Source organism: Mesonia hippocampi, assembly GCF_014197445.1.
In the GTDB taxonomy this organism is placed as follows: Bacteria; Bacteroidota; Bacteroidia; order Flavobacteriales; family Flavobacteriaceae; genus Mesonia; species Mesonia hippocampi.
The window spans coordinates 26217-50721 of the sequence record NZ_JACIFO010000005.1 but is presented as its reverse complement, the minus strand read 5'-3'; the positions used below and the strand labels follow the sequence as shown (position 1 = coordinate 50721).

Sequence of the window (24505 nt, the reverse complement as noted above, 5' to 3'; positions counted from 1 at the left end):
TTTTTAATCTTTTTTAAAAATGGGAAGTAATTTTGTTGATACTTCTCCAAAACCAATTCGGGTATCTGTATTTTTACAATAGCCACGCATAATTACGGTATCGTTATCTTGAATAAACTTTCGGTCTTGTCCATTTTTCAAACGTACAGGTTTGCTTCCGTTCCACGAAAGCTCTAGCATAGACCCATAGCTGTTAGGTGTTTTACCAGAAATTGTTCCGCTTCCCATCATATCGCCACTATTTATAGGGCAACCGTTTATGGTGTGGTGGGCTAATTGTTGACTCATATTCCAATACAAGTGTTTGAAATTGGAATTGCTAATGATGGTTTCTTCGTCTTTTTCGGGTTTTAAAGCGACTTCCAAATGAATATCAAAGGTTTTTTTACCTTGTGTTTTTAAATACGGAAGTTGCTCGGTAACAGGCGTAGGACCTTCGGTTCTGTATGGTTCCAAAGCATCTAAGGTAACAATCCATGGCGATACAGAGGAGGCAAAGTTTTTTCCTAAAAAGGGCCCTAGAGGTACATATTCCCAACGTTGAATATCGCGAGCAGACCAATCGTTAAATAAAACTAAGCCAAAAATATATTCTTCGGCATCTTTTGCAGGTATGGGTTCACCAAGCTGGTTGGCATCGGTGGTAATAAAGGCCATTTCTAGCTCAAAATCTACCTTTCGTGAAGGGCCAAAAGTAGGCTTTTCTGCTCCAGGAGGTAATTTCTGACCTTGCGGGCGGTGTATAGGAATTCCCGAAGGAATTATAGAGGAACTTCTTCCGTGGTAACCTACAGGCATGTGAAGCCAGTTGGGCATTAATGCATTTTCTTTACCTCTAAACATAATCCCAACATTTTCGGCATGTTCTTTACTCGAATAGAAATCGGTATAATCGCCTACTTGAACAGGGAGTTGCATTTCTATTTCATCTAGCGTAAATAAAATTACTTTGCGGTGTTCCTCGTTGTTTTTTAAAGCCTCGTTTGTGATGTCAAAAATATCGGCAATTCTGTTGCGTACTGCTCGCCAAGTTTTTCTTCCATCAGCAATAAAATCGTTTAAACTGTCTTGTAAAAAAATATCATCGGTTAGCGGGATGCCTTCAAAATACCCTAGTTGATGCAATGCACCTAAATCTATAGCGTAGTTTCCTATTCGTGTACCAATAGTAATAATATCGTCTCTGGTTAGAAAAACACCAAAAGGAATATTCTGTATAGGAAAATCACTGTTTTTAGGTATTTCTAGCCATGATTTTCGTTTAGGGTCGTTTGCAGTTATCACCATAAGATGTATTTTTTATTGTTGAAACTTTTTCTTATATTCAAATATATTATTTTCCTGCAATTAACCGAATGCTTTTGTTATTTTTGAGGAAATTTTTAAACCAATAAGGTATGAAGCAACACGATACTGAGATTTTTGATCTTATTAATGAAGAGAAAAAACGACAAACAAATGGATTAGAATTGATTGCTAGTGAAAATTTTGTTAGTGATCAGGTTTTAGCTGCCGCAGGTTCTATATTAACCAATAAATATGCAGAAGGTTATCCTGGTAAGCGTTATTATGGAGGCTGTGAAGTAGTAGATGAAATAGAGCAACTAGCCATAGATAGAGCAAAAGAACTATTTAATGCCGAGTATGTTAACGTTCAGCCGCACTCTGGTTCTCAGGCAAATACAGCGGCTTTTGCAGCTTGCCTTAATCCTGGTGATAAAATATTAGGGTTTGACTTATCTCATGGCGGGCATTTAACGCATGGTTCTTCTGTAAATTTTTCAGGAAAACTTTATAATCCAGTTTTTTACGGGGTAGATAAAACAACAGGATATATTGATTATGACCATGTTAGAGAGGTTGCAAAAAAAGAGAAACCAAAAATGATTATTGCAGGAGCTTCTGCTTATTCTAGAGAAATAGATTATAAAACGTTTAGAGAAATAGCAGATGAAGTAGGAGCAATTTTATTGGCAGACATGGCGCATCCGGCAGGTTTGATAGCTAAAGGCTTATTGCAAGATCCGCTTCCGCATTGCCATATTGTAACTACAACCACCCATAAAACATTAAGAGGACCACGTGGGGGAATGATTTTGATAGGGAAAGATTTTGAAAATCCTTTTGGGGAAACTTTAAAAAGCGGAAAGCCTAAAAAGATGTCAACATTGATTAATAGTGCTGTTTTTCCAGGAAATCAAGGTGGGCCTTTAGAGCATATTATTGCTGCTAAGGCTGTAGCTTTTGGTGAAGCACTTACCGATGAGTTTTTGCACTACATGGTACAGGTAAAAAAGAATGCCAAAGCAATGGCAAAGGCTTTTGTAGATAGAGGTTACGAAATTATTTCTGGCGGAACAGATAACCACATGATGCTGATAGATTTGCGTAATAAAAATGTTACGGGTAAACAGGCAGAAGATACTTTGGTAAAAGCAGAAATAACCGTAAATAAAAACATGGTGCCTTTTGATACAGAATCTCCTTTTGTAACTTCAGGAATGCGTGTAGGTACAGCTGCAGTTACCACTAGAGGGTTAAAAGAAGCGGATATGGAAACTATTGTTGACCTAATAGATCGTGTAATTAGTAATATCGATCACGAAGAAACACACCTAGCCGTTAAGAAAGAGGTAGAAGCAATGATGGGAGATTTACCATTGTTCTCTATGTAATTTACAAGACATTTTCCATTGTGTGGTTTAAATAAATCACACAGTGGATTTTTATATTACTAACCATAATATTATGAAAAAAGCAGTTTTAGCTGTAGTTATCTTTTTGACTTTTGTACAAACACAAGCGCAAGAACAGGAAGCGTACAAACAAGATGCAATAACTTGGGTCGAAATAAAATTGAAATCTCAATACGAGTTTATATACGAGCAAGTAGCAGCATTAATCCCCGAACATAATTTGCCTGCTTTTAAAGCAGAGATGGATAAAGAATTAAATTTATTTAATGAACGTTTGGCTGAAGAGTATATGCAAGTGTTTACCCATGATGAAATAAAAGAAATATTAAAATTTTACAACACAGAAGTGGGTAAAAAGGTAATCGAAAAGAGTTTGTTGTTAGATGAAGCTAGTATAGAAGCAGGGCAAGAATTAAGCCTTAAGCTTCAGGCTTTGTTAGGAAAATATGCAGAGTAATCATTTAAGTTTACGTTTAATAAACAAGGAGTTTGAAAATTTTCAAACTCCTTGTTTACTTTTATACTAACGCGTAAAACATTTATTCTTCTTCGGGTAGGTTTGTGCTTTCGTAGGCTCCAGCATCTGGTTGGTTGCTACGGGGTTTGCCTGTAACATCAGTTGGTGTTGCAGAGGTTGGATTAGCAAAACCATTTGCAGGAGATTCGTGTGGGATGTTATAGTTGTTTTCTTGAGGGGCTATAAAAAGAGGGTCATCATTTCTAAGTATGGTATTGTAAAAGGTTTCATCCTCAAAATTGTACAAGGCTTTGTTTGTATATAAATTTCTGTAATCATTAAACCTTAATAAGCAGTTGTTAAACTGGAAATTAAAATCGGTTTCGTCGGTTTGATTTAAAATAAATTCATAGTTTTTATTTCCGTAAATAATACAGTTATTAAAGGTTGCTTGTGTAAGCGGAGCTTGGTAGATTATGTCTGGAGTTTCTAGTATGTTTTGGATAGCCAATGCGTACGAACTAGAAGGTCTATTACTTGCATAATTAGTTATTGTCGCGTTATTGAAGGTGTAATTTCCGCCAAACGATAGGTTTAATGATATCTGTCCGCTATTTCCTACCACGAGATTGTTACTTGTAATGTGGCTGTTTTTAGCCCATAGCCCAATACTTGAGGAGTTGTAAATTTGCGTGTTGTTTATTTCTAGCGTAGGGTTGTTGGAACCATCGGTAGCATCGACCAAAATTCCTACAGTTGCGTTTTTTATAGTCGCATAATTAATTTTATTGTTTGTGCTGCCTTGCGATAGCCAAATGGTTTCCCATTGCCCAGAGAGTTCACTAAAGTCAGGTTCTAGGCGGTCACTTTCAAAAATCACTTCGTTTTCTAGTAATTTTTGGTCTTGGCTAGGCATTCCGTTTACATGTAAACTCGCTGTGTTGCTAACTATTAGACCACTTTGGTTATGAAAATGTACGCGAGCACCAGCATCTAGTTGTAGTGTTTTTCCAGGAGGAACAGCAGCATAGCCGTAGATAACGTAAGGTTTTTGGTTGGTAAAATGCAATTCTGTGTCATCTAAAAAAAAGCCTTCTTGATAGATAGGGTTTCCTTCTTCATCGGTGCCAAACTGAAGTTGTTCTTTAGTGCCATTTTCATCTTTTTCAGGGTAGAGGAAAACAGCATCTTTAACTAAAGTTACAAGAGAAATTTTTTGTTCTAAAGCTCCTTGGTCAAAAGCAATATGGTCTGTGTATAAAAAATTATTTTGTTGTGTTTCGGCTTTGATATCTACGGTGGTTTCTATAAAAATATATAAACTATCTTTGGCAAGAAGTTCTACGTTAGTGAATTCTTTTCCTGCAATCCCATCTACATTTAAGCGATAATTAGATTGTTGTCCTTTGCCTAGTTTTATGCTAGGAATGTTTATGTCTTCGCTCGAGCGGTTGTACACTTTTAAATTGTAAGTGCTAGAACCTATATTGCTAAAAATGGTATCTAGATACACGGTATCTTTAGAGAAATGTAGGTTTCCTGTACTAGGAGCGGTGTCGAAATCTTTTCGGCAGGAACTCCAAAAAACAATACTGATGAGGCAAATAGTATAAAGAATGGTATTTTTCATAAAAAATTTCCGTAAGCTTTAATGTTATGATTTTTCGATAATTTCAATTTCAAAAAGTTTATCCCAGTTTTTTCCGGTTACATAAAGCTTTTTGGTGTTAGGGTTATAAGCAATTCCGTTAAGAACATCTAATGTTTGGTGTTGGGTTACTTTTTCTCTTAGGCCTCGTAAATCTATAATTCCTTCAATGGCTCCTGTTTTAGGGTTTATAATGGCAACACCGTCTTTTAAGTAGGTGTTGGCGTAAATTTTACCTTCTACCCATTCTAACTCGTTAAGCCTTGTAGAAACAGATTTGTGTGTGGTGGGTTGTATAGAGCTTTTTTCTTCTAGTGTTTCTGGGTCTAGCAGCCAAATTTTATCGGTGCCATCGCTTTTATAGAGGTGTTCTCCGTCGTTACAAAGCCCCCAGCCTTCTTTACTTTGCTGGTAGGTAAATTCTTTTTCTTTTTTTAAGCCAGTAGTGTTATAAACAAAACCTTTGCCTTCTCGCCACGTTAATAGGTAGATTTTGTTGTTAAGAATACTAATGCCTTCGGCAAAATATTGTTTTTCTAAATTGGTTTTTTCAAGAATTTTACCTGTGGTTAGTGCTACTTTTCTTAAGCTAGAATGCCCGTACCTGCCTGTGCTTTCATAGAGCGTGTCTTTATAAAATTCTAGTCCTTGAGTATATGCTTGGATATCGTGCGGATAAGTATTTATAATTTTATACGTATATAATTTTGGGGCTTTATTGTTATGTAAAATAAGCTCTTTGCTTAAAAGTGCTTTTTTATTGTCATAATATACGGTGGCAGCAATCAGGTGTTTTCCTAAAGGAGTATTTAATTTTTTTGTAATTTTTTTATTGTTTATACTTTTTGCAAAGGTATTTCCAGCGTAAGCATAAGTAACAGAGTCTATTTGGAGCTTTTTAGGGTTTTTTATGCTAAGCGTAACGGCATCTCCTATTTGTAAGGTTTTTTTGTTTTGTTCTAATTCTAATTGAAATTTAGGATTTTCTTTACCGCTACCACAGGCTATGCTTAAGCTTAATAAGCTACTGAAAACTATGTATTTAAATACTTTCATGAGAAATGAAAATTAATATTAAAGGGCTAATTTACTTATTTCTTACGTAAAATTCTTGCAAAAAGCCATAAACGTTGTATATTTGCAGCGGCAAGTCCCACACAACCAGCTCCTGCTGAATCCCCCAGGGCGGGAACGCAGCAAGGGTAAGCGGTCGTAGCGGTGTGATGTGGGTAGCTTGCCTTTTTTTGTTTATATACATCACTGCATATCAGAGTGTTCTTACTTCCTAAATTAAACTAACTCCTTATGGCAAAGACTGTATTGATTACTGGAGCTTCTTCTGGTATAGGAAAATCTATCGGAGAATTTTTACATAGCAAAGGCTATATTGTATATGGTACGAGTAGAAAACCCAAACATAAAGAACATAACGGAATTCGGTTTGTGGCCTTAGATGTAACTTGTGCCGAAAGTATAAAAGCAGCTGTAACAGAGGTGCTTGATGCCGAAGGAAAAATAGATTACCTGATAAACAATGCAGGGATGGGAATTACAGGACCAATAGAAGAAATTCCTGATGAAGAAATTCAGCGTGTATTTAATACCAATTATTTTGGGGCAATACGCGTGATAAAAGCTGTTTTGCCCAGCATGCGTACCCAGCAGGAAGGTTTTATTATAAACATTACTTCTATTGCGGGCTATATGGGATTGCCCTATCGAGGAATTTATTCAGCAACTAAAGGTGCCTTAGAGCTAACTACCGAAGCCTTTAGAATGGAGATAAAGCAGTTTAATATAAGAATGACAAATGTTGCTCCAGGAGATTTTGCTACCAATATTGCCGCAGGAAGATACCATGCCCCTGTAAAAGAAAATTCTCCTTATAAAAAACAATACGGTGCTACATTAGCCCTTATGGACGAGCATGTAGACGAAGGGCAAGACCCTTTATTGATGGCTAAAAAAGTATACCGTGTAATGCAGAAAAAAAATCCTACAATTCACTACAAAGTAGGAGAGTGGCTTCAGAAGTTTTCTATTGCATTAAAACATATCTTACCCGATAAGTGGTACGAGCGTATGTTAATGAAGCATTATAAGCTTTAAGACTATATTTATATGCCTAAATTTAGGTTTTCTAGTAAATATAAGCTTTAAAATGTACCTTTGTTGAGGTTGAAAAAGAATTAAACAACACAAAAACCTTAACATATGAAATTTTTTATAGACACGGCTAATTTAGCACAAATTAAAGAAGCACAAGACCTAGGGATTTTAGATGGTGTGACTACAAACCCATCTTTAATGGCAAAGGAAGGCATTACAGGACAAGAAAACATTATAAATCACTATAAGAAAATTTGTGAAGTTGTAGATGGCGATGTAAGTGCCGAAGTTATTGGTACAACTTACGAAGAAATGATTAAAGAAGGTGAAGTACTTGCTGCTTTACATGACCAAATTGTGGTAAAAGTGCCTATGATAAAAGATGGGATTAAAGCCATTAAATACTTTAGCGATAAAGGCATAAAAACCAATTGTACGTTAGTGTTCTCTGTAGGGCAAGCATTATTGGCTGCAAAAGCAGGAGCTACCTATGTATCTCCTTTTATAGGAAGGTTAGACGATGTTTCTTCAGACGGGTTAAACCTTATTCATGAAATAAGAACCATTTATGATAATTATAACTTTGATACAGAAATTTTAGCCGCTTCTGTTAGGCATACCATGCATATTATTGATTGTGCCAAAATTGGAGCTGATGTGATGACTGGGCCGTTAAGCGCAATAGAAGGTCTACTAAAACACCCACTTACCGATATAGGTTTAGAGAAGTTTTTAGCAGATTATAAAAAAGGGAACGCTTAGTGGTTTAGAAAAGCTAAGATATGTTGTTCTAAATAGGGGTCGTTTAGTTGAATAGTATTCTTCCAAACGATTCCTTTTTTATTTATAAAAAGCACCTTATTGAGGTAATGCTGATATAGTTTTTTATCTATCCCGTTGTCTTTTAATTGATATTCGTATTCAGGATTAAAACCTATATTTTCGGTTAGCGTTTGCCACGATTTTATATCACCAATATCAATATTAATTCCCATAAAAACTATTTCAGGATATTTCTCGCGTAAGCTATGAATAAGTTTATGTTGTGCTTTATAATGGGCAGAAGATTTTATAGACCAATTAAAACTAATAATCGGTTTTTTAAATTTTTCTACCACATTTACTGTTTCTCCTGTACTGTTTAGTAACTGGATGTTGGTAATTGATTTTCCAGGCAATAAATGCTCTTGCATTTGTGCAAGCGCTGTAATTTCTTTTATTTTATTAGAGTCTGTAAAACTTTTTCGGGAAAGCCTTAAAATATCTTGAATCTCTGTAGGAGTTTCAGAAAATGTAAGCCCTTGTATTGCAAAACGTTTTATAAACTGCTCTTTGAGTTGTTTATCGCTAAAAATAGAATCCGAAATTTCAATTCGTTTTTTTAAATTAGCAACACTACTTAACGAAAAACAATTCTGAGTAGGTGTGTTTTTACAATTTTCGATAGATTTATTTTTAATATAATTATCTAAAAAGCGCTGATAGGTATAATGACTCATCAGAGTAGAGTCGTTAAAGTTTGCTTCCTTCCGATAATCATAAAAATTTGTAGGAATATGCCTGGTTAGTCTAGGCATATAGCGGTGTAGTAAAAACGAGTAGCGTTCGCGCATATCATAATATTCATACAGAATAGTTTTGTCTGCAAACTGAAAAAATTCTTCGCAAAAGCCATGGTTTTTAGCTAGTTTAGCAAGCTTAATTTGCCGCTGTGTTTTTACAGAATCGGTTAAATTTGCAAATTTCTGGGGCGGAATTTTATAATAAGAAAAAATTAAGTTGTTGTTATTTTCGTTAAGCAGAAACATTTCGTTTAAGAAGTTATTCTGTACGGCTCCATCTCCGCTAAACATAAGCGATTCGTCAAATTCTAATGTGTTTAGCCTAAACAATAAACTATCTCCGGGTTCTATATAGAAAAATTGACTTTCGGGATAGTGCCAAAATGTATAGAGTCCATGCGGTTTATCTTTAAAAACATAATTAAATTTATTGTTTTTATTTAAATAAACGGTATCTACAAGGCTATCATTCTTCGTAATGGTTATATAATTGGTGTTCGGATTAAATATTTCACCAGCAATATAGGTGGGTTTATCGCTAGACGAAGAGGTGCAAGCAATAAAGAAAGCCCCTGTAACAAGGCAGATTAACCATTTGTAAATGTAGTGCATCAGAAAATAAATACTTTTAATCAAAAACGCCCAAACATAAAGATACCTCTTGTTAATTACTGTTAATTACCCGTTAAAACATTAAGTGCTTGCTTAAAGATTTCCAGAACTAACTAAGTTTACCTACTTTTGCACAAATTTTAATAAAAACTATGTTATCAGTATCTAATTTATCGGTTCAATTTGGTAAACGTGTATTATTCGACGAGGTAAACACATCGTTTACACAAGGTAATTGTTATGGGATTATCGGTGCTAATGGGGCAGGGAAATCTACTTTTCTGAAAATTCTATCAGGAAAAATGGAACCAACCTCAGGGCATGTACACCTGGAAACAGGAAAACGTATGTCGGTTTTAGAGCAAAACCATAACCTTTATGACGATTATACGGTATTAGAGACAGTGCTAAGAGGGAATAAGCCTCTGTATGAAGTAAAACAAGAAATGGATGCTTTGTATGCCGATTATACCGATGAGAATGCAGACCGAATAGGAGAGTTACAAGTAACTTTTGAAGAGATGAATGGTTGGAACGCAGAAAGCGATGCAGCTTCTATGTTATCTAATTTAGGGATAAAAGAAGAATATCACTATTCTTTGATGAAAGATTTGGATGGTAAACAAAAAGTACGCGTGCTTTTGGCACAAGCACTTTTCGGAAATCCAGATGTGCTTATTATGGATGAGCCTACCAACGATTTGGATTACGAAACCATTACTTGGTTAGAGTACTTTTTAGCAAATTACGATAATACCGTAATTGTAGTTTCGCACGATAGACACTTTTTAGATGCCGTGTGTACGCATATCTCTGATATAGATTTTGGTAAAATAAATCATTTTAGCGGAAACTATACTTTCTGGTATGAGTCTTCTCAATTAGCCGCCAGACAACGTGCGCAGCAAAACAAAAAAGCAGAGGAAAAAAAGAAAGAATTACAAGAGTTTATTCAACGTTTTAGTGCCAACGTAGCAAAATCTAAACAAGCAACCTCGCGTAAGAAAATGTTGGAAAAACTTAACGTGGAAGAAATTAAACCATCAAGTCGCCGTTACCCAGCTATTATTTTTGAGCGTGAACGTGAAGCTGGTGATCAAATTTTAAATATAGAAGGATTAACAGCCTCGATAGATGGCGAAGTACTTTTTAAAAATATAGATTTAAATTTAGCAAAAGGCGATAAAGTAGTTGTGTATTCTCGCGATTCACGAGCAACTACTGCTTTCTACGAAATTATAAATGCAAAACAAGAGGCCGATGCTGGGAAGTATGAGTGGGGAGTAACCACAAGCCAAGCATACTTACCTTTAGATAACGCAACCTACTTTACCGAGGAATTGAGCTTGGTAGATTGGTTACGCCAATATGCAAAAACAGAAGAGGAACGAGAAGAAGTATATATTCGTGGCTTTTTGGGTAAAATGCTTTTTAGTGGAGAAGAAGCATTAAAATCTGCTAATGTATTATCTGGAGGAGAAAAAGTACGTTGTATGCTAAGTAGAATGATGCTAAAACGTGCCAATGTTCTTATGTTAGACGAACCAACTAACCACTTAGACCTAGAGTCGATAACCGCATTTAATAACTCGTTAAAAAACTTTAAAGGCACAGTATTGTTTACCACACACGATCATGAGTTTGCACAAACAGTTGCCAATAGAGTAGTAGAGCTTACACCTAATGGCGTAATAGACCGCTACCTAACTTTTGATGATTACATGAACGATAGTAAGCTAAAAGAGCAACGAGAAAAAATGTATCAGAAATAACAGGAGTAAAGTACAATATTAAGATAATAGCTATTTAAAGAAAACCTTTCTTACTTTTAGAAAGGTTTTTCTATTTTTAAAGCCTAAATAAAAATTATGCAAGCATTACCAAAGGGTCATAAAAAATTATTGAATGCCTGGGCATTTTACGACTGGGCAAACTCGGTTTATAATTTAGTAATTTCATCGGCTATATTTCCTATCTTTTATGGGGCATTAACCATTATTAAAGATGAACAAGGAGTTATTATTAGCGATAGTGTAACCTTTTTAGGTTTTACCTTAAATAACGATACCTTAATTAGTTATGTAACCGCAGCGGCTTTTATGGTCGTATCGGTAATGAGTCCGTTTTTAGGTGGAATATCCGATTATGTTGGAAATAAAAAGAATTTCATGAAATTCTTTTGTTACCTAGGCGCTGCCTCTTGTATTGGGTTATTCTGGTTTAATTTAGAATACTTGTGGTTTGGCTTGTTGTGTTACTTTTTTGCATTAATAGGCTTTTGGGGCAGTATTGTGTTTTATAACTCTTATTTACCCGATATTGCTTACCCCGAGCAACAAGACGCAATAAGTGCAAAAGGTTATTCTTTAGGTTATATAGGGAGTGTGTTATTACTGGTTATTTGTTTGGTTCTTATCCTAATGTACGACACCTTTGGTTTTGAAAGCAAAGATTTTCCTACACGTTTATCGTTTATTTTAACCGGTATTTGGTGGATTAGTTTTAGTCAATATACATACAAGTATTTACCAAAAGGGAATAAAAAGCAAGCGCTTACTAAAGATGTTTTGTTTAATGGATTTAAAGAAATAAATAAAATTTTTGCAAAACTACAGCATGATATTCGGTTAAAAAGATACCTGTTGGCATTTTTTATGTACAGTATGGCGGTGCAAACCATTATGCTTATTGCTACTTATTTTGGGATAGAAGAACTAGATTGGGGAGATCAAGATCCCACTACAGGGCTTATAGTAAGCATTTTGTTAATACAACTTGTGGCTGTTTTTGGCGCTTATTTTACCTCTAAAGCCTCGGCAAGATTTGGTAATATAAAAACCCTAATAAGCATTAATATTATTTGGATAGGCATCTGTATCTATGCTTATTTAATAACCACTCCAGAACAGTTTTATATCGCAGCAGCTTTGGTAGGTTTAGTAATGGGAGGCATACAATCCTTATCTAGATCTACTTATTCTAAATTTATACCAGAAAATACAGTAGATACAGCTTCTTATTTTAGTTTTTACGATGTAACCGAAAAAATAGGAATTGTTATCGGGATGCTATGCTATGGGTTAGTTACTCAATTTACAGATAGCATAAAGAATGCGATTTTGTTTTTTGTTATCTTTTTTACCTTGGGGGTTATTATTTTATTTAGAGTTCTTAAAAGAAATATTTCAGATTAAAATATTTTAATTAAGTTTGTACAAAACCCAACTAATTAGTTAACATCATAAATTATTATGATGGATAATAAGAACTTTTAAATTTTTTATGAATGAAAAAAGCATCCCTTAAACTCTTTTCTATTTTTTTTATCCTGGCAACCTTAGTAAGTTGTGATAACGAACCGCTAGAAGGTGAATTTGGAGAAGGGTCTTTAACCCCTAACACAGGGTCGCCAACAGCATTGGTAGGACAATGGAAACTAGAAACTTTTGAAACAAATGTAGAAACAACTGGAAACGCACCACTTTTTGGAGAAATAAATATTGTGCAAAATGTAACTTCAAACGAAGAAAATATCACGCTTACATTTACAGAAAATTCATACACCAGTACAGGTAGTTGTGAATTTATATTTGATATGAATAACAACGGCATCGAGATGCAAATTACACAAACCATGAATTCTTCTAATAATACTGGTACGTATAGCCTACAAGGAGATAAAATTACCTACGTGGGTGGTAATTTTGTGATGTACGAAACCCAAGGAATGGAAGATGTTAGTATTGTAGATCAACATACAGGAGGAGGAGAAGAAACCTATCAATTAAGCGATAATAACAATACACTTACATTTATAAACAATAAAGAGTACACAGAAACCCAAAACGGAATAGAAATGCAAGTAACTATTGTAGGAAAATCTGTATGGAAAAAGCTTACCACCACCGATGATACTAACGAAGGAGATACCAGTACAACAAATGATTAACAAAATATAAACCTTTAGGTTGAAAAGCCCTTAGTTTTTAAAACTAGGGGCTTTTTTTATATAATAATTTCGTTAAGTATTTGTAATATAGTTAAATATGATTTATGTTTAACGTGAATTGACTTAAATAAATCCTAGCTAATTATGAAAAAACTTCTATTAATCGCCCTAACATTAAGCCTGTATGCTTGTAATAGCGACGATGACAAACCCCAAAACCCCGTAGAGCAATTGCCTAAAGCCACGCAAACCGGAGAGGGTATATTTGCCTGTTTGGTAGATGGTAAACCGTTTATAGACAAAAGTGGTGGTTGGTTTAATTGCTTTTATCAATATGTTGATGATGGTTGGCATTTTGGAATACATGGAATAGATGAAAGTTTCGAAGGTACATTATTTCCTGATAGTATTATACTAGGAACAACTAAAAAAAAGATATCAGAAGGAGGGGTACTTCAGTTAATTGAAATATCTGAAGGAAATGCCTCTGGAGGGGGAGGGTTTACATTTTCGATTAATGACAGTCAATCTTCATCAACAAATCAGGAATATACCGGAGAATTAACCATTACCAAATTAGATTTTGAAAGTTATATTGTTTCAGGTACCTTCTGGTTTGATATAAAGCATCCTGTAACGGGCGATACCATAAAAATCAGGGAGGGAAGATTTGATACTTTTTTTATTATGTAAAACTTGATAATTATTTATTTTAAATAAAGTTTTTTTTGTAAATATTTGTAAAACAGTACAATATGGTTTATGTTTAACGTAAATTAACTTAAATAAATCCCAGCTAATTATGAAAAAACTTCTATTAATTGCCCTAACATTAAGCCTGTATGCTTGTAATAGTGACGATGACAAACCCCAAAACCCCGTAGACCAATTGCCTAAAGCCACGCAAACTGGAGCTAATACTGCAGGCTGTTTAGTAAATGGCGAGGCTTTTTTACCCAAAGGCGGTGGGCTTGCCGGCAACAAAAACTGTTTTTACCAATATGTAGAGGGAGGGTATCATTTTAGAATGGGTCTTTCTAACTTTTCTAGAGATACTTCTTATTCTGTCGTTATAGGAACACAGAATGCCAGTATTGAAGAAGGGGAAACTTATTTGTTGAATTCTCAACCTTTTTTCACAAATAATATTGATGGTAAAGGGGGGGGGTATTCTATATCTGGGTCATCAGGCTTTGAACAATATACTACAACTTCCGAAGTAACTGGTGAAATGACGATTACCAAATTGGACTTTGAGAACCATATTGTTTCGGGCACCTTTTGGTTCGATGCGATTAATGAAGATGGAAAACTGGTAGAAATACGCGAAGGCCGCTTTGATATGAAATTTACTAATTAAACTATATTAACTAAACCTTAACTAATTATGAGAAAATATGTACTAATAATTATAGTCTTGTTTGTGGCAACAAGCTTTTATGCCCAAACTCAGCAACAAGTACTAGCAGACCATTCATGGAATGTTTATAAAGTAGAAATAGATGGGCAAGAATATTTGGCACCAATTAACCAAGAGCGTATAGAATTGAATACTGCAAATTTATCGTATTCAGTAAATAATGAGATATGGTTTGGTTTTTGTGGATGGAGTTTTTTTCAAGGGGTTACTTTTATTAATGATAACCGATGGGAATCAACTAATTGGGTTAGTTTAGCGTTGGACTATTGTTATCTTGCAGAGAACATTGAATTTGCAAGGCATTATAGTGCTGTAATGATGTATGAAACGCTAAAAAGTTTTAACTTTTATTTTGAGATTACAGATTTACATAACGGAGATAAAGAACTGGTAGTAACAAATGTTAATGGCGATAAAGCCTATTTTAATAATAAAAGCTTGGCTGTAAATGCTTATCTTTTTAAAGATATAAAGGTGTATCCTAATCCTGCACAAACAGCGGTAAATATTAGCTTACCTAATCATACAAGCCAAATGCTTACTATAAAACTTTATGATGTTTTAGGGAAAGAAATAAAAACGATAACCCAAACAGTAGCAGCAGATCTACGTTTCTCTTTAGATGGCATAACCGCTGGAGTTTATTTTTTAGAATTAAAACCTAAAAACCATAGCGGAAAAGGGCAAATAGTTAAACTGATAAAACAATAGTATAAACTTAGATAATAAAAAAGTCCTGTTTAAAATCTTATGCTTTTAAACAGGACTTTTTATTTTTTTTAACCTGCATTTTGTTACAAACTAGAGGTGTTTTGAAGTTATTTATTTAAAATAACTAAAATCATCATCAGCTTTAATTTCTAAGAGGCTATTATAAATTAATTTTATTACGTTTTCTACGTCTTTTTGATGTACCGTTTCTACTGTTGTGTGCATGTATCGTAGCGGTAAAGAAATCAGCGAGGAAGCAACACCGCTATTGCTGTAAGCAAAAGCATCGGTATCTGTTCCTGTCATTCGGCTAGCAGCAAGTCGCTGAAAAGGGATTTCTTTTTTCTCTGCCGTATCAATAATCAGCTCTCTAAGCTTGTTTTGTACAGCGGGAGCGTAAGTAATTACAGGACCTTTACCTATTTGTACATCGCCTTCTTTTTTCTTATCAATCATAGGCGTAGAAGTATCGTGTGTTACATCGGTAACAATAGCTACGTTAGGTTTAATATGTTCTGCAATCATTTCGGCACCACGTAACCCAACTTCTTCTTGTACTGCATTGGTAATATATAGCCCAAACGGAAGTTCTTTTTTATTTTCCTTTAAAAGCCTTGCCACTTCTGCAATCATAAATCCGCCAATACGGTTATCTAAAGCGCGGCAAACAAATTTATCTTTATTTAAAATAAAAAATTGGTCTGGGTATGTAATTACACAACCTACATGGATACCTAGTTTTTCAACTTCCTCTTTTGTAGTACATCCTACATCTATACAGATATTTTCTAGTTTTGGTGCTTGCTCATTGCTTCGGTCTCTGGTGTGTATGGCTGGCCAACCAAAAATACCTTCTACAATACCATTTTTTGTATGGATATTTACTTTTCTAGAGGTAGCTATTTGATGGTCGCTTCCGCCATTTCTTATAACATAAATAAGTCCGTTATCGGTAATATAATTTACAAACCAAGAAATCTCGTCAGAATGCGCTTCAATAACTACTTTATAGGCAGCTTTAGGATTAATTATTCCTACAGCAGTACCATAAGTATCGGTATAAAATTCATCTACGTATGGTTTTAGGTAGTCCATCCAAAGCTTTTGTCCTTCGGCTTCAAAACCTGTAGGAGAAGCATTGTTTAAGTACTTTTCTAAAAACTCAAAAGAAGATTTTTTTAAGATGCTTTTGTTTTTCATTTAACTATATTTTTTTACGAATTTAAGAATTCTTATGTTTAGGGCATCGAGTAAATACTTAATTTTGTCTAAATGTTTATAAATGTAAACGCGTGAAGTTTCTTTTTGGCTTAGGTTTTTGTTTAATTGTAGTGTTTAAAATGGCGGGACAACAAGATGACTCGTTAAGGAAGCCTATTCAAGTAAAAGAAATAAAATATAAACTTCAGCATGCTAATATTTCTATAAGCGATGAAGGCTACGATGTTCCTGCAATAGACCTCGAGGAAGTACTGGTATTAACTCCGTTTAGGTATAAAAGTAGAGACGAACGCAGGCAGTACCTAATTTTACGTAGGAAAACCAGAAAAGTATGGCCTTATGCGGTAATGGCTTCTAATCGGCTAAACACGTTGTACGAGCGTTTAGATAAAATAGAAACCAAACACGGTAAGCGTAAGTATACGCAAATGGTACAAGATTATATTGAAGAAGAATTTACCGAAGAGCTTAAAAAACTTACCAAAACCGAAGGACAAATTCTAGTAAAATTAATGTATAGGCAAACAGGAAAAACCACTTTCCAGACCGTAAAAGAGTTAAAAAGCGGTTGGAGAGCCTTTTGGTATAATACCACAGCCAGTTTTTTTAATATATCCTTAAAGAAAATGTTTGATCCTCTACAGGAGAAAGAGGATTATTATATAGAATATATTTTACGCAGAAGCTTTCAGGAAGGTTTGCTAGAACCTCAAGCTGCCGCTATCCCTATCAATTTTATAGAGTGCATGCATAAATGGGAATAATTTCAATAAGGCTTTTTAAGATTAATTAACTGGTTTGTACATTTTCTGTACTTTTGTAGGAATGAATTATGCTTCTAAATATCTCGAAAACGCAGTAAACGAAATGTCTCAACTTCCAGGCATTGGTAAACGGACTGCATTACGCTTAGTTTTACACTTGTTAAAACAACCAGAAAGTCAAACAACTGCTTTAGCACGCGCATTAGTCGATTTAAAAACAGAAATTCGTTTTTGTAAACAATGCCATAACATTAGTGATACCGATATTTGCGAAATTTGTAACGATACACAACGCAACAAAAAAATAATTTGTATTGTAGAAGACGTTAGAGATGTAATGGCGATAGAAAACACTTCGCAATATAAAGGGGTTTATCATATATTGGGAGGAAAAATAAGTCCGATAGATGGTGTAGGTCCTGGAGATTTAAGCATTACATCCTTAGTAAAAAAGGTAGAAGAAGGAGCGGTTGATGAACTAATATTTGCCTTGAGTAGCACTATGGAAGGCGATACAACCAATTTCTATATCTATAAACAAATAGAAAAGTACAACATAAAAACCTCTACCATTGCCAGAGGAATAGGTGTTGGAGACGAGCTAGAATATGCCGATGAGGTAACTTTAGGAAGAAGTATTTTGCATAGAGTTCCTTTCGAGAATTCTTTGAAAGTAAACTAAATTCAGCCCATAAAACTTATGAAAGTTGAAACCCTAGATGAAAAACAGGTAAGCATTGCGCTAACACAATTGGTGCAGGAAATAGACTTTCGGCCCGAATTGATTGTGGGTATTTTAAATGGTTCTGCAGAAATTATTAAGTATTTAAAACAGCAAGATAAATTTTCTGAGAGTGTTTTTTATCAAGTAAAATTGCAACGAAAACAAGAAACGGTAAAGCGAAAAAAAATAATGCGCTTTCTCGCAAAGCAATTGCCTTACTTTATCGTTGATTTTCTACGAAAGTTAGAATCGGCCAAAGCTCGAAAAAGCATAGCTGCTATCACTAAAGAAAACCTAGAAAAAACAAAAATTATTCCGATAGAAATAGCATTTAAAAAAGAACCACAAACTATTTTAATAATAGACGATGCTATCGATACCGGAAAAACCATGTATGTTGTAAAAAAACAATTGCAACAAAAGTTTCCAAAAGCAACCGTATATGTGGCTTGTATCGCATGGACGCTAACAGAAGCTATTGTAAAACCAGATTATTTCTGGAAAAAGGAAGTCCTTATAAGATACCCGTGGTCTAAAGATTATAAATCAAGGAAAAACGCATGAGAAAAACACTTGTTGTAGACCTAGATGAAACGCTATACCGTATAAATACGTTTCATTATTTCTATAAATTCCTCTTGAAAAATAGCCTGAAAAAGCTTGATTTAAAACTCTTTTTCGTACTAATGTTTGCTGCTTTAGGTAGGGTGTTAAGGGTAATTTCTCATAAAAAACTAAAATATACAGTGCTTAAAAACACTAAAATAGCAGCAACGGAAATTGCTTCTTTTTTAAAAGAAATAGAAATCTATAAGCGACAAGACTTGTTGGATGAATTTTTAGCTTACGAATTGAAAATTTTGGCGACAGGAGCTCCGGGGATTTATGCAGAAAAAATCGCAGTTAAAAATGGTTTTGATGCATGTTTAGCAACAACTTACAAAGGAGAATCTTTTTCTTTTTTTACAGAAAATTTGAAGGAAGAAAAAAGCAACCAAGTATCAATGTTGCTACAACAAAAAGGCTATCCTAATATCGATGTTTTGATAACCGACCATGAAGATGATTTTTCTTTAATTAAAATAGCAAAACATAGCCTAATTGTAAATCCGTCTGCCAAACTTAGTAAAAGACTTCAAGAAGAACTTCCTCTTGATAATTTTACCATATTAAACGATTAAAATTTTAAAATGCTCCTGTATTTTTTAAAGGAAAAACTTTAACTTTATCCCGAAGAATAATAACCTTTTAATTAATAAGGAAATAGAACATCTTTGGGCTTAAAATAAAATTACTCAAATAAATATTTTTTTATTAAATTCGCAAACATTAATTCAAAAATCATCTTAGGATTAAAAATATGGCAAAATTTGAACTAAAATTACCTAAAATGGGTGAAAGTGTTGCAGAAGCAACCATTACCAATTGGCTGAAAGAAGTAGGAGAGCGTATAGAAGAAGATGAGGCAGTGCTAGAAATAGCAACCGACAAGGTAGATAGCGAAGTACCTAGCGAGGTAGAAGGTGTATTGGTAGAAAAACTATTTGAGGTAGACGATGTAGTCCAAGTAGGGCAAACCATAGCGATTATAGAAACCGAGGGCGATGCCGCCGAACCAACAGGCGAAGCAGCTGTAACAGAAACCACAGCCCCAGAAGTTGCTGCTGTAGCAAAAACAGTAGAAACGGCAAAAGAAACATTGGCGGTAGAAAACAATTATACCGATAGCGAACGTTTTTATTCGCCTTTAGTAAAAAATATAGCTAAAGAAGAAAACATTAGCCTAGAAGAATTAGAAGGTATTTCGGGAACAGGAAAAGATAACCGAGTAACAAAAAACGATATTCTAGCTTATGTAGAAAACAGAAAAGCAGCTCCAGCACAAGCCGCTTCTAAGCCAGTTGCAGCCGCTAAACCAGCCGCAACTCCAAAACCTGCACCTGCACCTGTAAGTGTAAATGGAGAAGATGAGATTATCGAAATGTCGAGAATGGGGAAACTTATTTCGCATCACATGGTGCAAAGTGTACAAACCTCGGCACACGTACAATCATTTATCGAAGTAGATGTTACCAAAATTTGGAATTGGAGAAGCAAAATGAAAGCTGAGTTCCAGAAACGTGAAGGAGAAAATTTAACCTTTACGCCAATTTTTATGGAAGCAGTTGCAAAAGCAATTAAAGACTTTCCGCTTATTAACATCTCTGTAGATGGCGATAAGATTATCAAAAGAAAAGCCGTGAATTTAGGAATGGCAGCGGCCTTACCAGACGGAAACTTAATTGTACCTGTAATTAAAAATGCCGATCAGTTAAACCTTGTAGGCATGGCAAAGGCTGTAAACGACTTAGCAAATAGAGCTAGAACAGGAAAATTAAAACCAGACGATACACAAGGAGGTACTTATACCGTAACCAATGTAGGAACTTTTGGAAGTATTATGGGAACACCAATTATCAACCAGCCACAAGTAGGTATTTTAGCACTTGGTGCCATTAGAAAAGTACCAGCGGTTATCGAGACACCAGAAGGTGATTTTATAGGAATTAGAAGAAAGATGTTCTTATCTCATAGTTACGACCACCGCGTGGTAAACGGAGCTTTAGGAGGACAATTTGTGCAACGAGTAGCGCAATACCTAGAAGCTTTTGATGAAAATAGAACGCTTTAAATTTTTAATAAAATAAAGCACAAACCGCTTTAAGGCAGCTTAAAGCGGTTTTTTTGTGTAAAAAATAGAACAGAAGTTTACGAAACAAACTATAATAATTTCTGCTAGAACCTAAACAAAGTTTACCTTTGTTATAAAATTGACTAATGTTATGAAGCTAAACCTTACCAAACCCATTTGTTTTTTCGATTTAGAAACCACAGGAACCAATATTTCCAAAGATAGAATTGTAGAAATTTCGGTACTTAAAATTCATCCAAACGAAAATAAAGAAAGCTTTACTTGGCGTGTAAATCCAGAAATGCCCATTCCATCGGAAGTTACCAAAATTCATGGAATTTCTAACGAGGATGTAGCTAACGAACCTACGTTTAAAAGCTTAGCAAAAACCATTCATAGTTTTATGAAATCTTGCGATTTAGGCGGATACAATAGCAACCGTTTTGATATTCCGCTTTTAGCAGAAGAATTTTTAAGAGCAGGAATAGATTTTGATATAAAAAATGCAGTGGCAGTAGATGTTCAAACCATTTTTCATAAAAAAGAAAAAAGAACATTAGAGGCAGCTTATAAGTTTTACTGCGATAAAGACCTTACCAATGCCCATAGTGCAGAGGCAGATACCAATGCAACTTACGAAGTATTAAAGGCTCAATTAGACCGCTATGACGATTTAGAAAACGATACCAAATGGTTGGCAGAATTTAGTGCCCATAAACGTTTTGCAGACTTTGCAGGCTTTATTGCGTATGATAAAAATGAAAAAGAAGTGTTTGCTTTTGGGAAACACCGAGGGAAGTTAGTAGAAGATGTTTTGGAAGAAGAACCAGGTTATTTTGGTTGGATTCAGAATGCAGACTTTCCATTATACACCAAAAAAGTACTTACGGCCATTAAGCTTAGAAAATTATCAGATAAGTTAAATTAATCGAATTATGAAGATAATTTGCGTAGGTAGAAATTATACCGAACATATCTCGGAGCTTAAAAATCAAAAGCCAGAAAATCCCGTGCTATTTCTAAAGCCAGATACTGCTCCGCTTCTTAAAGGTCAGCCTTTTTTTATACCAGATTTTTCTCAAAATGTTCATTATGAGGTAGAATTGTTGGTGAAAATCAATAAATTAGGAAAACATATTCAGCCCAAATTTGCGCATACGTATTATGAAGAAATAGGGCTAGGGATAGATTTTACCGCAAGAGATTTACAACAAAATTTAAAAACAAAAGGTTTGCCTTGGGAAATAGCAAAAGGTTTTGATGGTTCTGCATTAATAGGGCGTAAATGGCTGCGGAAAGATAGCTTTCCTGATGTAAATCAGATTAATTTTAGCTTGTATAAGAATAATGAGCTCGTACAGCAAGGGAATACACAGCAAATGCTATGGAAAATAGACGAGTTAATTGCTTATATCTCTAAATTCTTTACCCTAAAAATAGGAGATATTATATTTACAGGAACTCCAGCAGGAGTAGAAAAAGTAGCTATAGGCGATATACTTGAAGGAAGAATAGAGGAAAAAGAGGTTTTTAAACTTCCTATTAAATAAAAACATTTATGAAGTATTATAACCTTAGAAAAGTATATGAGTTAATAGACCTTGATACGGCATATATAACTAAAATGATTCAAGTTTTCTTGAAAGAAGTTCCAGAAGATTTAGATGCACTAAATACAATGGTAACCAACCAAAATTATGAGCTTGCAAGGTCAAGTTTATTTAAATTAAAACCTAATTTAGAGTTATTTGGGGTTCCCGTAACACAAGAACTCGAGCAAATAGAAGCTTGGGTTGAACATAAAAACATAACTGTAGAAGAGGAGATAGACCATTTAAATAAAGTAATAAAAAAGGCATGCATAGGTTTAAAAGAGGACTTTAAACAACATTAGAATGAAAGCAGAAATTATTACCATTGGCGATGAAATTTTAATCGGACAAATAGTAGATACAAATTCGGTTTTTATAGCAAAAGAGCTAAATAAAATAGGAATAGATGTTTATCAAATCACATCGGTACAGGATGAAGAGAAACATATCTTACAAGCGTTATCAGTTGCATCAAAACAAGTAGATGTCGTTATTATTACAGGAGGTTTAGGCCCAACAAATGATGACATAACAAAACTCACCTTATGCAAGTATTTTAACGATAGCCTAACAATAGATACAGAAGTATTGGCTAACGTTAAGGCCTTGTTTAAATCTTTAGGGAAAAGTATCTCTCAGTTAAATAAAGATCAAGCCTTATTACCTACAAAAGCAACAGCTTTACACAATAAGTATGGTACAGCTCCAGGATTATATTTTGATGAAGGAGGCGTAATTTATGTATCAATGCCGGGGGTGCCTTTCGAAATGAAAGCATTAATGAAAGATGAAGTAATTCCTAGGCTGAAACAACGTTTTAAACGCCCGCATATATTCCATAAAACAGTGCTTACTTATGGCATGCCAGAAAGTGATTTGGCCGAAAAGATTATGCCCTGGGAAGCAGCTCTTCCAGCCTTTATTAAACTAGCATACCTTCCAGGTTTCGATAGGGTAAAGCTACGATTGTCTGCAAGAGGAGAGAATGCGCTAGTTTTAAAAGAAAACCTGCAATTGCAGTTGGAGAAACTAGAAACCATTCTAGGTAATATTATAAAAGGCTATGAAGACGAAGAAGACCTACAAAACCTTATTGCAAAGCAATTAACAAAACAAAACAAAACAATAACCACTGCAGAAAGTTGTACAGGAGGTAAAATTGCAGCCGAGTTAGCGGCAATTCCAGGAGCATCTAATTTTTTTAAAGGAGGAATAGTAACCTATGCAACCATTACCAAAACAGAAGTTTTAGGAATACCGCCAGCTATTATAGATGAATTTTCTGTAGTAAGTGCTCAGATTACAGCCGAAATGGCCAAGCGTGCAAAAAAACTTTTTAACACCGATTACGCTATTGCAACAACAGGAAATGCAGGCCCAACAAAAGGCGATAGCGACGCCGAAATAGGAAGTGTTTTTATAAGCATAGCCGCTCCAAACCGACAAGAAACCTACGCCTTTAATTTTGGTAACGGACGTGAAAAAGTTACCGAAAAAGCCGTAAAAAAAGCCATGCTATTACTGCTAGATGATTTTCTGTTAGAGGAAGAAAAACAAAATAAATAAAAAAATGTTCGGTAATAGTTGTTTAGCATATAAAAAAATCGTTAATTTGCAGCCTGTTTTAAATAATTGAGAAAAGAATAGAAAAATGTCAAGAGTTTGTGAACTTACCGGAAAAAAAGCAATGGTTGGGAATAACGTATCTCACGCCATGAACAAAACAAAGCGTAAATTTAATGCTAATTTAGTAAAAAAGCGCTTTTATATACCAGAAGAAGATAAGTGGATTACCTTGAAAGTATCTACTTCTGCTATAAAAAACATTAATAAAAAAGGAATCTCTGCTGTGCTTAAAGAAGCAAGAGAAAAAGGATTTCTTAAAAAATAATAACCCTCTAATACCTAGGAAAAATGGCAAAAAAAGGAAACAGAGTTCAGGTAATTTTAGAGTGCACAGAGCATAAAGCATCTGGTAAACCAGGAACTTCTAGATACATTACAACAAAAAACAAAAAGAACACACCAGATAGAATGGAGTTAAAGAAATTTAACCCTATCTTAAAAAAGGTTACTGTTCATAAAGAGATAAAGTAAATATATTATGGCAAAGAAATCAGTAGCATCGTTACAAACAGGATCTAAAAGGCTGACAAAAGCCGTAAAGATGGTAAGGTCTAAAAAATCAGGAGCATACACTTTTGTAGAAGCAATTATGGCTCCAGATCAAGTAAATGACTTTTTCAATAAAAAGTAATTTTTTAAAACATCATAAAAAACCGCTTTGATATCAATCAAGGCGGTTTTTTGTATTTATAATACTTATATTTGCACTCTGTTATTTGTATACTAACACACCAAGCTTACTT

27 protein-coding genes and 1 other RNA gene are annotated in these 24505 nt (G+C 34.6%); 23 read left to right on the top strand and 5 right to left on the bottom strand.

The window, feature by feature from the left end; genetic code table 11:
* Positions 1-3 precede the first annotated feature (3 nt).
* Positions 4-1287: a fumarylacetoacetase gene (fahA, locus tag GGR32_RS06895; protein ID WP_183477461.1), complete on the bottom strand. Its 1284-nt coding sequence runs from the start codon at positions 1285-1287 to the stop codon at positions 4-6.
* A 110-nt stretch (positions 1288-1397) separates the two neighbouring features.
* Between fahA and GGR32_RS06890 the strand changes: the two genes are divergently transcribed.
* Positions 1398-2675: a serine hydroxymethyltransferase gene (locus GGR32_RS06890; RefSeq protein ID WP_183477460.1), complete on the top strand. Its 1278-nt coding sequence runs from the start codon at positions 1398-1400 to the stop codon at positions 2673-2675.
* A gap of 73 nt (positions 2676-2748) precedes the next feature.
* On the top strand, positions 2749-3153 hold the full coding sequence (locus tag GGR32_RS06885) for a DUF2059 domain-containing protein (RefSeq protein WP_183477459.1): 405 nt from the start codon (positions 2749-2751) through the stop codon (positions 3151-3153).
* Between the two features lie 82 nt (positions 3154-3235).
* Here GGR32_RS06885 and GGR32_RS06880 read toward each other — a convergent pair whose 3' ends face one another.
* The gene (locus GGR32_RS06880) at positions 3236-4783 is read right to left on the bottom strand and encodes a hypothetical protein (protein ID WP_183477458.1); all 1548 of its coding nucleotides are present in this window, start codon (positions 4781-4783) and stop codon (positions 3236-3238) included.
* 24 nt (positions 4784-4807) lie between these two features.
* Positions 4808-5857, bottom strand: coding sequence for a glutaminyl-peptide cyclotransferase (locus GGR32_RS06875; RefSeq protein ID WP_183477457.1), 1050 nt, complete (start codon positions 5855-5857; stop codon positions 4808-4810).
* 88 nt (positions 5858-5945) lie between these two features.
* Here GGR32_RS06875 and ffs point away from each other — a divergent pair.
* The 3 genes from ffs (at position 5946) to fsa (ending at position 7672) form a co-directional block, all read left to right on the top strand.
* Positions 5946-6044: signal recognition particle sRNA small type (gene ffs / locus GGR32_RS06870), an RNA gene on the top strand.
* Between the two features lie 62 nt (positions 6045-6106).
* Positions 6107-6910, top strand: a complete 804-nt coding sequence (locus GGR32_RS06865; RefSeq protein ID WP_183477456.1) for an SDR family oxidoreductase — start codon at positions 6107-6109, stop codon at positions 6908-6910.
* Between the two features lie 105 nt (positions 6911-7015).
* Entirely contained in the window at positions 7016-7672 is a 657-nt protein-coding gene (gene fsa, locus GGR32_RS06860; protein WP_183477455.1) for a fructose-6-phosphate aldolase, read from the top strand.
* Here fsa and GGR32_RS06855 read toward each other — a convergent pair.
* Entirely contained in the window at positions 7669-9084 is a 1416-nt protein-coding gene (locus GGR32_RS06855) for a TlpA family protein disulfide reductase (protein ID WP_183477454.1), read from the bottom strand. The two genes, fsa and GGR32_RS06855, sit on opposite strands and share 4 nt — an antisense overlap.
* Before the next feature lie 152 nt (positions 9085-9236).
* On the opposite strand from GGR32_RS06855, the gene GGR32_RS06850 reads away from it, so the two are divergent.
* The 6 genes from GGR32_RS06850 to GGR32_RS06825 all read left to right on the top strand — a co-directional run bounded on the left by GGR32_RS06850 (position 9237) and on the right by GGR32_RS06825 (position 15164).
* Positions 9237-10856 carry an ABC-F family ATP-binding cassette domain-containing protein gene (locus GGR32_RS06850; protein ID WP_183477453.1) on the top strand — a complete coding sequence of 540 codons (1620 nt, stop codon included), beginning with the start codon at positions 9237-9239 and terminating at the stop codon, positions 10854-10856.
* Between the two features lie 96 nt (positions 10857-10952).
* Positions 10953-12278 carry an MFS transporter gene (locus GGR32_RS06845; protein ID WP_183477452.1) on the top strand — a complete coding sequence of 442 codons (1326 nt, stop codon included), beginning with the start codon at positions 10953-10955 and terminating at the stop codon, positions 12276-12278.
* 92 nt (positions 12279-12370) lie between these two features.
* Complete coding sequence (locus tag GGR32_RS06840) at positions 12371-13033, top strand: hypothetical protein (RefSeq protein WP_183477451.1); 663 nt, start codon at positions 12371-12373, stop codon at positions 13031-13033.
* Positions 13034-13177: 144 nt separating this feature from the next.
* Positions 13178-13726 carry a Riean_0653 family protein gene (locus GGR32_RS06835; RefSeq protein ID WP_183477450.1) on the top strand — a complete coding sequence of 183 codons (549 nt, stop codon included), beginning with the start codon at positions 13178-13180 and terminating at the stop codon, positions 13724-13726.
* Positions 13727-13835: 109 nt separating this feature from the next.
* On the top strand, positions 13836-14393 hold the full coding sequence (locus GGR32_RS06830) for a Riean_0653 family protein (RefSeq protein ID WP_183477449.1): 558 nt from the start codon (positions 13836-13838) through the stop codon (positions 14391-14393).
* A 27-nt stretch (positions 14394-14420) separates the two neighbouring features.
* Positions 14421-15164: a T9SS type A sorting domain-containing protein gene (locus GGR32_RS06825; RefSeq protein WP_183477448.1), complete on the top strand. Its 744-nt coding sequence runs from the start codon at positions 14421-14423 to the stop codon at positions 15162-15164.
* Positions 15165-15275: 111 nt separating this feature from the next.
* Here the strand turns inward: GGR32_RS06825 and GGR32_RS06820 are convergent, their stop codons facing one another.
* Positions 15276-16364 carry a M42 family metallopeptidase gene (locus GGR32_RS06820; RefSeq protein ID WP_183477447.1) on the bottom strand — a complete coding sequence of 363 codons (1089 nt, stop codon included), beginning with the start codon at positions 16362-16364 and terminating at the stop codon, positions 15276-15278.
* 92 nt (positions 16365-16456) lie between these two features.
* Between GGR32_RS06820 and GGR32_RS06815 the strand changes: the two genes are divergently transcribed.
* The 12 genes from GGR32_RS06815 (at position 16457) to GGR32_RS06760 (ending at position 24393) form a co-directional block, all read left to right on the top strand.
* Positions 16457-17149, top strand: a complete 693-nt coding sequence (locus tag GGR32_RS06815) for a DUF4294 domain-containing protein (RefSeq protein WP_343066433.1) — start codon at positions 16457-16459, stop codon at positions 17147-17149.
* 61 nt (positions 17150-17210) lie between these two features.
* Positions 17211-17831, top strand: coding sequence for a recombination mediator RecR (recR, locus tag GGR32_RS06810; RefSeq protein WP_183477629.1), 621 nt, complete (start codon positions 17211-17213; stop codon positions 17829-17831).
* Between the two features lie 18 nt (positions 17832-17849).
* Positions 17850-18437 carry a phosphoribosyltransferase family protein gene (locus GGR32_RS06805; protein ID WP_183477446.1) on the top strand — a complete coding sequence of 196 codons (588 nt, stop codon included), beginning with the start codon at positions 17850-17852 and terminating at the stop codon, positions 18435-18437.
* The gene (locus tag GGR32_RS06800) at positions 18434-19054 is read left to right on the top strand and encodes an HAD family hydrolase (RefSeq protein WP_183477445.1); all 621 of its coding nucleotides are present in this window, start codon (positions 18434-18436) and stop codon (positions 19052-19054) included. Before GGR32_RS06805 ends, GGR32_RS06800 begins: the two co-directional genes overlap by 4 nt.
* A 179-nt stretch (positions 19055-19233) precedes the next feature.
* Positions 19234-20544, top strand: coding sequence for a dihydrolipoamide acetyltransferase family protein (locus GGR32_RS06795; protein WP_183477444.1), 1311 nt, complete (start codon positions 19234-19236; stop codon positions 20542-20544).
* A 151-nt stretch (positions 20545-20695) separates the two neighbouring features.
* The gene (locus GGR32_RS06790; RefSeq protein ID WP_183477443.1) at positions 20696-21472 is read left to right on the top strand and encodes a 3'-5' exonuclease; all 777 of its coding nucleotides are present in this window, start codon (positions 20696-20698) and stop codon (positions 21470-21472) included.
* Positions 21473-21479: 7 nt separating this feature from the next.
* The gene (locus tag GGR32_RS06785; protein ID WP_183477442.1) at positions 21480-22094 is read left to right on the top strand and encodes a fumarylacetoacetate hydrolase family protein; all 615 of its coding nucleotides are present in this window, start codon (positions 21480-21482) and stop codon (positions 22092-22094) included.
* A gap of 8 nt (positions 22095-22102) precedes the next feature.
* Positions 22103-22438, top strand: a complete 336-nt coding sequence (locus GGR32_RS06780) for an Hpt domain-containing protein (protein WP_183477441.1) — start codon at positions 22103-22105, stop codon at positions 22436-22438.
* Position 22439: 1 nt separating this feature from the next.
* Positions 22440-23702: a competence/damage-inducible protein A gene (locus GGR32_RS06775; RefSeq protein ID WP_183477440.1), complete on the top strand. Its 1263-nt coding sequence runs from the start codon at positions 22440-22442 to the stop codon at positions 23700-23702.
* Between the two features lie 85 nt (positions 23703-23787).
* On the top strand, positions 23788-24027 hold the full coding sequence (gene rpmB, locus GGR32_RS06770; protein WP_183477439.1) for a 50S ribosomal protein L28: 240 nt from the start codon (positions 23788-23790) through the stop codon (positions 24025-24027).
* 23 nt (positions 24028-24050) lie between these two features.
* The gene (gene rpmG, locus GGR32_RS06765; RefSeq protein WP_183477438.1) at positions 24051-24233 is read left to right on the top strand and encodes a 50S ribosomal protein L33; all 183 of its coding nucleotides are present in this window, start codon (positions 24051-24053) and stop codon (positions 24231-24233) included.
* Between the two features lie 7 nt (positions 24234-24240).
* Positions 24241-24393, top strand: a complete 153-nt coding sequence (locus GGR32_RS06760) for a DUF4295 domain-containing protein (RefSeq protein WP_183477437.1) — start codon at positions 24241-24243, stop codon at positions 24391-24393.
* Positions 24394-24505 lie beyond the last annotated feature (112 nt).